A 1246-nucleotide genomic window follows, 5' to 3' on the forward strand; every position below is an offset into this window, starting at 1 on the left:
GGTCAGGGGATGCGCAGTCCGGCGAGGGGGTTCTCCTCGCAGGCGCTCACGGGGGGACGTTCCGGCGGCCTGCGCAGCAGCGTGACCGGGACCGCCCGCCCGCGGGCGGGGGCGGTGCGGTGCGAGTGGTCGGCGGACGGCCTGGGAATCCCGGCGCGGTCCTCGGGACGGCCCGCGAGCAGCTTCTCGCCGTGTCCCTGGACGCACTCGGGGTCGGGGCCGTCCAGCGGCAGGCCGGTGAAGAACTTGGCGGCCATGCAGCCGCCCTTGCACGTGTCGTAGAAGGCGCAGGAGCTGCACGCGCCACCGTTCTGCGGCTGCCGGAGGTCGCGGAACAGCTCCGACTCGCGCCAGATGCGGGTGAAGCCCCCCGGCTGCCGGGTGTTGCCCGCCAGGAACTCGTCGTGGATCGCGAAGGGGCAGGCGTACACGTCGCCGACCGGGTCGATGAGGCACACCACCCGGCCCGCGCCGCACATGTTCAGGCCCGGCAGGGGCTCGCCGTAGGCGGACAGGTGGAAGAAGGAGTCGCCGGTCAGCACGCTGTCGCCGTGCGCGACCAGCCAGTCGTACAGCTCGCGCTGCTGGCCGCTCGTGGGGTGCAGCTCGTCCCACACGTCGGCGCCGCGGCCGGAGGGGCGCAGCCGGGTGAGGCGGAGCTGGGCGCCGTGCTCGTCGGCGAGCGCCTTGAACGCGTCCATCTGCGGGATGTTGTGCCGGGTGCACACGACCGACAGCTTGAAGTTCCGCATGCCGGCGTCGGCGAGGTTGCGCATCGCGCGGACGGCGGTGTCGTAGGAGCCGGGCCCGCGCAGCGCGTCGTTGACCTCGGCGGTCGCGCCGTCCAGCGAGATCTGCACGTCGACGTAGTCGTTGGCGGCGAGCCGCCGGGCCGCCTCCGGGGTGATCCGGACGCCGTTCGTGGAGAACTTCACGCCCACGTGGTGCGCGGTGGCGTAGTCGAGCAGCTCCCAGAAGTCGGGGCGCACGGTCGGCTCGCCGCCGCCGATGTTGACGTAGAAGACCTGCATGGCCTCCAGCTCGTCGATGACGGCCTTGGCCTCGTCCGTGCTCAGCTCGCGCGGGTCGCGGCGCCCCGAGCTGGACAGGCAGTGCGCGCACGACAGGTTGCAGGCGTAGGTGAGTTCCCAGGTCAGGCAGATCGGCGCGTCGAGCCCGCGCTCGAACAGGTCGACCAGCCGCGTGCCCGTGGTGGGGGCCGCCGTGGTGGGGGCGGCCGTGGTGG

The 1246-nt window shown here is 73.1% G+C and carries 1 protein-coding gene; it reads right to left on the reverse strand.

Annotated elements, in window-relative coordinates:
* Positions 1-2: 2 nt before the first annotated feature.
* A partial coding sequence (gene mftC, locus E1289_RS37655; protein WP_243713490.1) for a mycofactocin radical SAM maturase occupies positions 3-1246 on the reverse strand: 1244 nt, incomplete at its 5' end.

The organism is Actinomadura sp. 6K520 (assembly GCF_004349245.1).
GTDB lineage: Bacteria > Actinomycetota > Actinomycetes > Streptosporangiales > Streptosporangiaceae > Spirillospora.